The organism is Sphaerisporangium sp. NPDC005289, from assembly GCF_040607455.1.
In the GTDB taxonomy this organism is placed as follows: Bacteria; Actinomycetota; Actinomycetes; order Streptosporangiales; family Streptosporangiaceae; genus Sphaerisporangium; species Sphaerisporangium rhizosphaerae.
Genome location: NZ_JBEXGS010000041.1, coordinates 24,268 through 31,904, shown reverse-complemented (window position 1 = coordinate 31,904; position 7,637 = coordinate 24,268). Strand labels below are relative to the sequence as shown.

9 protein-coding genes are annotated in these 7,637 nt (G+C 69.6%); 3 read left to right on the top strand and 6 right to left on the bottom strand.

Features of this window, described 5'->3' with window-relative positions; all coding sequences use genetic code 11:
* From ABZT47_RS39255 to ABZT47_RS39235, 5 genes are all read right to left on the bottom strand, one after another.
* Positions 1-686, bottom strand: a 686-nt coding sequence (locus ABZT47_RS39255; RefSeq protein ID WP_354853552.1) for a carbamoyltransferase N-terminal domain-containing protein, incomplete at its 3' end; no start/stop codon positions are given.
* A 538-nt stretch (positions 687-1,224) separates the two neighbouring features.
* Positions 1,225-1,911 (bottom strand): hemerythrin domain-containing protein, encoded by a 687-nt coding sequence (locus tag ABZT47_RS39250; protein WP_354853549.1) that lies wholly within the window; start codon positions 1,909-1,911, stop codon positions 1,225-1,227.
* A 243-nt stretch (positions 1,912-2,154) separates the two neighbouring features.
* The gene (locus ABZT47_RS39245; RefSeq protein ID WP_354853546.1) at positions 2,155-3,342 is read right to left on the bottom strand and encodes a hypothetical protein; all 1,188 of its coding nucleotides are present in this window, start codon (positions 3,340-3,342) and stop codon (positions 2,155-2,157) included.
* Positions 3,339-3,647, bottom strand: a complete 309-nt coding sequence (locus ABZT47_RS39240) for a helix-turn-helix transcriptional regulator (protein ID WP_354853543.1) — start codon at positions 3,645-3,647, stop codon at positions 3,339-3,341. The genes ABZT47_RS39245 and ABZT47_RS39240 overlap by 4 nt, the downstream gene beginning before the upstream one ends.
* 244 nt (positions 3,648-3,891) lie before the next feature.
* On the bottom strand, positions 3,892-4,287 hold the full coding sequence (locus ABZT47_RS39235; RefSeq protein ID WP_354853540.1) for a hypothetical protein: 396 nt from the start codon (positions 4,285-4,287) through the stop codon (positions 3,892-3,894).
* A 321-nt stretch (positions 4,288-4,608) separates the two neighbouring features.
* On the opposite strand from ABZT47_RS39235, the gene ABZT47_RS39230 reads away from it, so the two are divergent.
* Complete coding sequence (locus ABZT47_RS39230) at positions 4,609-4,950, top strand: cold shock domain-containing protein (RefSeq protein WP_354853537.1); 342 nt, start codon at positions 4,609-4,611, stop codon at positions 4,948-4,950.
* A 16-nt stretch (positions 4,951-4,966) separates the two neighbouring features.
* Here ABZT47_RS39230 and ABZT47_RS39225 read toward each other — a convergent pair whose 3' ends face one another.
* Entirely contained in the window at positions 4,967-5,788 is an 822-nt protein-coding gene (locus ABZT47_RS39225) for an ATP-binding protein (RefSeq protein ID WP_354853535.1), read from the bottom strand.
* Positions 5,789-6,623: 835 nt separating this feature from the next.
* On the opposite strand from ABZT47_RS39225, the gene ABZT47_RS39220 reads away from it, so the two are divergent.
* Positions 6,624-7,400, top strand: a complete 777-nt coding sequence (locus ABZT47_RS39220) for a helix-turn-helix transcriptional regulator (RefSeq protein WP_354853532.1) — start codon at positions 6,624-6,626, stop codon at positions 7,398-7,400.
* On the top strand, positions 7,391-7,603 hold the full coding sequence (locus tag ABZT47_RS39215; RefSeq protein ID WP_354853529.1) for a DUF397 domain-containing protein: 213 nt from the start codon (positions 7,391-7,393) through the stop codon (positions 7,601-7,603). The genes ABZT47_RS39220 and ABZT47_RS39215 overlap by 10 nt, the downstream gene beginning before the upstream one ends.
* Positions 7,604-7,637: the final 34 nt, after the last annotated feature.

Sequence of the window (7,637 nt, the reverse complement as noted above, 5' to 3'; positions counted from 1 at the left end):
CCGTAGGAGGCCAGCGCCATCACCTTGTACTCATCACTCGACCGCAGGAACCCCAGATGCTCGGTGACCTCCTCGTACATCAACCCGAGCGAATGGGGGAGCTGCTGGGCGGCCAGGACGGCCAGGTCGCCGCCGCGGTAATGGCCGGCCAGGTGCGACACCGCCTCACCCCGCCCGTCGCACACCAGCACCGCCGAATCACGATAGGGCGCGGCCAATCCGGCCGAGGCGGCGTGCGCGACGTGATGCGGGACGAACCGCACCTGCGCGGTGTCCAGGCCGGGCAGCGCGGTGGCCAGGAACGCCGGAGCGCGGCGCGCGTAGGTGGTGCGCAGGCCCTCCCAGCAGACCTCGGCCGTCGGGTCGGGCGGCATCGCCGCGTCCCAGGCGAGCCCGGGAGCCGCGGCCGGCGGGCCGAATCCGGCGGGCGACTGCTGGTCCAGGCGCACGAGCTCGGGATCGTAGGAGTAGGCGACGCCGTCCAGGTCCTCGGGGCGCAGGCCCGCCTGGCTCAGGCACCACGCGGCGGCCTGCTCGGGGAGCTCCCAGGCCGAGAAGGGCACGGGACGCTTGCCATGTTTGCGGCGGCTGAACCGTTCTTCCTCCGCCGCCGCGACGACCTCTCCGTCCACGACCAAGGCCGCTGCCGGATCATGAAATATGGCGTTGATCCCCAGAAACCGCATCGGCATACCTCCGTAGGGCCGCGAGTGGTCTGGTTACCGAGCGAAGCGGCTCTCAAACGCGCCTTTGCGCATATGTCGAGGTAGAAAGGTGTGAATCTTGAACTTTGTCACTATGTGTAGCGAGAATCGGGCTTTTGTCGCCACGGACGGGCGGCGTCGCGACCGGCCTCGGAGGGCGTCACCCAGCGGCTCGGGGAAACGTTTCCACCACCCCGTCGATCACCCTCGACGCGCATGTGGCTACGGCATTTCTCCGCGGCAGTTGCCGACGCCCCAGCATGGGTCAGCGTGCTGTTCCGACCGGCGACCGCGACCGCAATGGCCGCCGGGCAGCGCGCAGTGACGGCCGGACGCAGAGAGGGCCGGACAGGGACAGGGCTGATGCGCCCCACACAGCCGTCCGTCACACGGCCTCGCCCTGGACGGTCCTGCTTTGGACGGCCCCGCTTTGGACGGCCCTGCTGTGGATGGCCCGGTGCCCTCCGGGGCGCTCACGCAGCCGTTCGCCGGCCGGCCGGCCGGCCGCGTCCCGTGCCGGTCAGCCCTGGCTGCGGGCGGGTGTGGCGGTGCCGTACACCCGCTTCGCGTGCGACGCGTACGCCCGCGGAGCCATGATCGGCATCAGCAGTCGCGCCACCAGGGGAGCCTCGGCGAGAACGTTCTTGATGACCTGCGGGTCCCCCTCGTACATGGCCATGCCGAAGGCCAGCGGGAGCCGCTTCTTCGGTAGTTCCTCCATGCTGTGCTTGCCGAGCTCCTGCCACTCGGAGGCCGTGACGTACTTCTCGGCCAGGGGGAGGATGTGCTTCTCCTCCAGCGCCATGTGCTCGACCAGCGCGGCGTCGAGCCGGTCGAGGGCGCTCGCCAGCACCTCGCGGTCGTGCGCGGAAGCCTCGCGGCGCCAGGCGGTCAGCCCCGCCATGACCTCTTCGTTCGTCCGGTCGATCACCTCGTGCTGGCTTTCCATCCTGTGCACGACCGGAGCTACCTCCGTGCTCCCGCGCTCCAGCAGCTTCGGCCACAGCAGCGCGTCCTCTCCACCATGGTGCGCGTGAAGGATGGTGCAGAGAAGGCCGAGATGGTCGCTGACCGTCTCGCATCGGTCCTTGTCGCCCGCCGTGACGCCCCGCACGAGGGCGGGCGCGAGACCGAACTCCCGGCGCAGCGAGATGTGCGCCATGTACATGTCACGGACGTCGGCCATCGGGCCTTCGACGGATGTCACCTGTTCCTCCGGACTTCCCCGTAGCCGGTGGGCCACGCGTACCGGGGCGGTCCACAGGTGCGCAGGCTACGGCAGTGCTTGAAATTTCAATCGACATTAACAGGGGGATATGCCGAAAAAGTTACCCACAAGTGCGGTGACCGCATACGTTCACCGGGCGCCGCTCTCCACCCGGGCCATGCCGGCGTCGTCCTACGGCGGGACCCGGTGACCCGCTCGCCATACGAGGCGGATGCGCTTGCTTCACGTCTCGACGTCCCCGCGGAGCCCGGACCGCTGCCACGACGGCCGGGTTCCCTCCCGCCTCGGTGCGGTGGTCAAGGTGAGGATCCCCAGGACGATGGCCGTCAGGGCGCTGAGGACGGCGCCCGTCTGCTCGCCGGCGGTCGCGGCGAGGCTGGTGAGCGCGGCGCCGGCGAAGGTGAGCGTCCGCAGCACCGCCGTCCGTCTCCGTACCACCGGGCGGATCATCGTCGCCAGCACCCCGGCGAGCAGGCTGCCCCACACGATGGCCGCGACGTATTCGTCCCCCGCCTCCATGCGGCTCAGCGCCTGCCGCACCTGCGGCGAGCCCGCGTTGAGCGGGACGATGCTCGGCATCCGCTCAGGGAACAGCAGCCACGCCGCGTCGCCGAGGACGGACACGACCGCGCAGCCGACGGCGCCGGCGCAGAGCACGGCCATGAACACCTGCGCGGTGTCACCGGTGCGCCGGGCGACCGCGAACATCGCCGCCGCCAGGGCGCCCACGAGCGTCAACGCCGGCCAGAGATCCTGCCCTGGCAACGCGTCGGCCAGCGGCGGCATGACGCGTTCGAAGGGGATGAGCGCGAAGCCCGCCGCCCCGGCGACCACACCCGCCGCCGTTCCGTACGCGAGCGCCGCCGGCCGCGCGGCCGACCCGCGGGCGGTGGCCGCCAGCATCACGGCGGTATAGAGGACGAGCATGATCATGCTGAGCGGGATGTGCAGCTCGGGCCGCAGGTACTGCGGGCCCCGAAGGTCCCTCACGGCGACCAGCAGGTACGCCACCGCCACGGCGTAACCGGCGGTTCGGATCACCCGCGCCGTCGGCGAGCTCGCCACCGGCCCGAACAGACCCGGTCTGCCGCCCAACCAGGCCAGCGCGGCGAGAACCAGCGTCAGCGTGACGACGAGCACCCGGGCGCCGGGGTAGACGATGCCGGCCGCCAGCACCGCGGCCACCGCGGCCGCCGTGCCTCCCAGATGGCCCAGAGCGCGCTGCGCCGAGGGCTGGACCAGGGCGGCCCGGACGCAGCCGAGCGCGAAGCGCAGGCGCGCCCCACCACCGTCGACCTGCTCCAGTTCGCCCCGCATGGCGGCGCCCCACTCGCGCCGCGTCGCGGGCAGCAGCCACACGGCGAGCGCGAGCATGCGTCCCGCCGCATCCCGGGACGGCCGCCGGTTCACCACGCGCTCCGCAGTTCGCCGCTGACGCGGCTCGCCGGCGCCTCGGCCGCGGCTCTGGCCATCTCCAGCCCGGCGCCGGTCAGGCGGTACAGATGCCTGGGCGGACGGCCCGCTGGGGGGTCGGACTCCCATGCCGTCTCCAGCATCCCCCGGTCGGACAGCCGCATGAGGATGGGGTAGAGGGAGCCGGCCTTGAGGCCGACCTGCCGTCCTAGCTCATAGCCGTACCGCCACTCGGACGGGTCGGCAGCGAGGGCGGACAGCACGGCGACGGTCTGCGGGGAAGGACGTCGGGCTCGGATCACCCGGGTAACTCTACCTATATAGACTTATCCGGCAAGGGCGTGACCGGATGTGGACACCCGGCCTTCACACCCCCGCAGTACTGATCGGCCCGGCACCACCTTCACGGCATCCGGCCCGGACACCGCCTTCCCGACGTCCAGCCCGGCACTGCTTCGTGGCGTCCAGCCCGGCACTGCCTTCGTGGCATCCCGCCCGGACACTGCCTATGTGGCGTCCGGCCCGGCGTCGCCGCCGTGGCGGTGGTCATCCGGCCCGGCGTCGCCGTCGCCGCAGGACGGTGACGACGACGGGCCACGGCAGGCCGCAGGCGGCGGTGACCGCCGCGCACATCGCGAGCGACAGCGGGGTCAGGTAGGCCAGCGCCAGAAAGATCAGCGGGACCAGCACCAGGCCGTCGAGCACCGGATGGGCCTTCGACCACGCGGTGACCTCCTCGAAGAACAGCGGGACGAACGTCAGCGCCCCGTACACCACCGCCGCGAGGACGCCGACCGCCAGGCCGTGCTTCTGGCCCAGGCTGATGGCCAGGTAGACGTCCACCGGGACCAGCAGCAGCCCCAGCCACCAGGGCGGCATCCGCCCGTCGAGTGCGCGCCGCACGGACGACGCGGACGGTACGGGATGTTCGGACGTGGTCATGAGTGCCTCCTCTGACGTCCCCTGCGAACGGACGGCACGCGCTCACCCACACCGCCCCGCCTCCCCCAGTGAACGGCGCGCCGCTTGCAATCGCCTTGCAGCGCCTCCGAAGGCCGCGCCTATTCCGCGCCCGAGGTGGGGGCCGGCAGGCGGTGGGCGCGTAAGCTCCACCCGGACGGCGATGATCCGTTGAAGAACCCATCGACGAGCGTCTGGCGACTCGTCGAGGGCTTGCGGTCCGGATTCGCGTCCACCTGATGACGGTCTGCCGGGCCGGTCATCTTGTGGTGGCAGGTCCGCGAGTCCTGTCCAGGACGATAGGTGAGGAGATCGCAGATGGGCGCGGAGCCGGGGTCGGTCGCCACCGGAGTAGTGGTCGAGTGGAGTGAAGATGAGGGCTGGGGGTACCTCCGGTCGGCCGATCTTCCCGGCGACGTCTTCGTCCACTTCTCCACGATCGTGGCCCAGGGATACCGATCGCTCAAGCCAGGGCAGTCGGTCCGGTTCACCTGGGAGCGGGCCCGGCAGGACGGCTTCGACTTCCGCACGATCGAGGTCTTCACGGGGGACGACCTCAATCCAAGCCCGCCGGACGCAATCGACGGGCGCCGTGACGACGGAGGCGCGTACACCAGCGATCTGCGGATCGACTTCGACGAGTAGCCGCGGAGGGCGCGCGTCAGCCGGCGTGGGAGGTGTCCGCCGCCGGGGTGGTCAGATGCCAGCGGCACCAGACCGTCTTGCCCTTGCCTTCGCCGTCAGGGAACGGAGTGACGCCGGTGTCGTCGGCGAGGGCGTCGACGATGGTAAGACCGCGGCCATGGACGGCCTCGACGTCGAGGCCCAGGTGGCGGGGCAGTTCGGGGCCGTGGTCGGTTACGCGGACGCACAGGGCGCGGGTGCCGAGCCACAGGGACAGCCGGACCGGAGGCTCGCCGTAGGAGACGGCGTTCGCGAGCAATTCCCCGACGGCGAGAACGACATCATCGGTGAGTTCGGGCAGCGCCCAGGAGATGAGGGTCTCCTTGACCGCGCGACGCGCCTGGCCGATCATCGACAGGTCGTCGGTCAGGTCCCAGCAGGCGGTGCGCAGACCGCCGTCCCGCGTTGGTGGCATCGGTGCTCCGTCAGGTGTCGGACGGCTCGGGAGAGCCGGGTGGGAGGGGCGGCGGCCCAGACGATCTGCCGCCGCTGGAGTGGTGAGGTGGTCGGGGACGGGGTGGAACAGGACCGCCCGTTCGGCCTCGCGCATCAGGTCGTGCAACTCGTCGGCGGTGCCCGCCTGTAAGACCAGGGGAGCGGGCAACGGCCAGGTGGCGACGGCGTAGAACCGCCGGGAGCCGACGCCGTACCAGATCGCCCAGACCGGCTCCATCTGGTCCAACTGCTGAGCGGCCGCCCGCTCGGCCGCGTCCCAGCGCCGCGAGGGGACGAGCGTGGGCGCCACGCCCGACCGGTGCCGGCCGCGCGCTGGTGCCGGGGTGGCCGCGTCCCCGCTCACGCCTCCACCCCTCTGCGCCGCCCATGCCGCCCCTCTCGTGCGCCTGGCACGGCCGGAGGCTGCGGCCTGATCGGCGTGCCGCCGCCCGCCGTCCGTCTTCGAGTACGGGGTGGGTCCGGCTGCAGGCTGGTTTCGGTCCACGGGGTTCCTCTCCCTCCGGGGGTGAGCCGCGTTTCGTGTACGGGCTGCGTCCGGCCGCAGGCTGGTTTCGGTCCACGGGGTTCCTCTCCCTCCGGGGCGAGGCGCGTTTCGTGTACGGGCTGCGTCCGGCCGCAAGCTGGTTTCGGCCCTCGGGGTTCCGCTCCTTCCGAGCCGGTTACCGAACCGGAGTGAGGCACGAACGCCCCCTCTTCCACGCCCAGGGGTTGCTTGATCGGCGCCGGTACGGCGGGACGTGGGTCGGCGAATCCGGCGCCGTCCTACGGCGGGCAACTGGGCCCGATCTCGTGCAGCGGGCTACTGGTGTGGCTTGCGGAAGAGCGACAAAGCTGTGCCTCTCCGATAGATGCCCTATCCGTAGGGATAGGAGACGGAGCAAATAACGATCTATAATTTGCACCCCCCTTATCCGGACATGTCTGGCAATTCCCTCGATAGCTTTGTGTTGCATAGACACATCTAGGGGAAAGGCCGCCACTGGCTGCGACGGCATTCGCCGAAGCTCTTCACATGGTGCTGCCGCGCGACTACCTTTCGCATGAGGAAGCCGGGCACACTGCTGTGACACTTCTGTGCCGTAATCTGTGTCATTTCTGTGTCCGGCCGCCAACCCCCATCGGACGGAGTCGAAATGCCGCTAAGTCAGCCGCGCGACCCATCTAGCAAGATGCTCACCATGTTCGGGGACGAGTTGCGCGATCGCCGCATGCAAGCCAACATCACCCAGCAGCAACTGGCGGAGCTGACGCAGTTCAGCCGAAGCCTCCTGGCCTTCGTCGAGCGAGGGGAGCGCACACCAAGCCGAAACCTGGCCCAACGCTGCGATGATGCGCTGAAGGCCGACGGCGAACTGGTCCGCTTGTGGACCAAATTGACTCGGGACGCCAGCCCGCAGTGGTTTCGGGGTTGGCTGGAAACTGAGCAAGAAGCCCATACCCTGCATACCTGGCAGCCGCTGGTCGTTCCAGGACTGCTCCAGACGGAGGACTACGCGCGGACCATCATCCGCGGAGAAGCTGGTATAACCCTCGCGCAAGTGGAAAAAGCTGTACATGCCCGCATGGAGCGACAGCAGATCTTCAATCGCGCGGCTCCACCGATGCTCTGGGTTGTGATAGACGAAGGAGTGCTTCATCGGCCGGTCGGCGGAAAAGAGGTCATGAGAAAACAGATCCGCCGACTCCTGGAAGCTGCCGAGTCTCCGTATATCGGCGTTCAAGTTGTGCCCACGGCTCTCGGGGTTACGACCGGGCTTCTGGGTGGATTTGTCATTGCACAGATTCCGGATGCTGCGGATACGGTATACATCGAATCCGCGACTCACGGGCACGTGTCCAACCGTGCAGAGGACGTCAGGGTGATCCAGAGCAGCTACGACACGGTACGGGCTGAGGCGCAGCCCCAACCTGTCTCAATCGAGTTGATCAGGGAGGCGGAGAAGCTGTGGACTTGAGTGAGGAACTGCGGAACGCGGCCTGGCGTAAGGCGACCAAGAGCGGCCCCAACCAGGGTGACTGCCTGGAGGTGGCGCCGTTGTCCGGGGGGCGGGTCGGGTTGCGGGACACCGAGGCTCCGGAGCGGGCGCCGTTCGTGGTGAGTGCGAGCGTGTGGGACGCCTTCATCGACGGCGCCAAGAAGGGCGAGTTCGACTTCTGACGCCAAGCGCTCGGTGACGGCCCCGTGCCGGGCC

Bases quoted from the DNA above. Each gene is read 5' to 3' on its own strand.
- ABZT47_RS39235 (WP_354853540.1), bottom strand. From the start codon at position 4,287: ATGACCACGTCCGAACATCCCGTACCGTCCGCGTCGTCCGTGCGGCGC.
- ABZT47_RS39220 (WP_354853532.1), top strand. From the start codon at position 6,624: ATGTTCGGGGACGAGTTGCGCGATCGCCGCATGCAAGCCAACATCACC.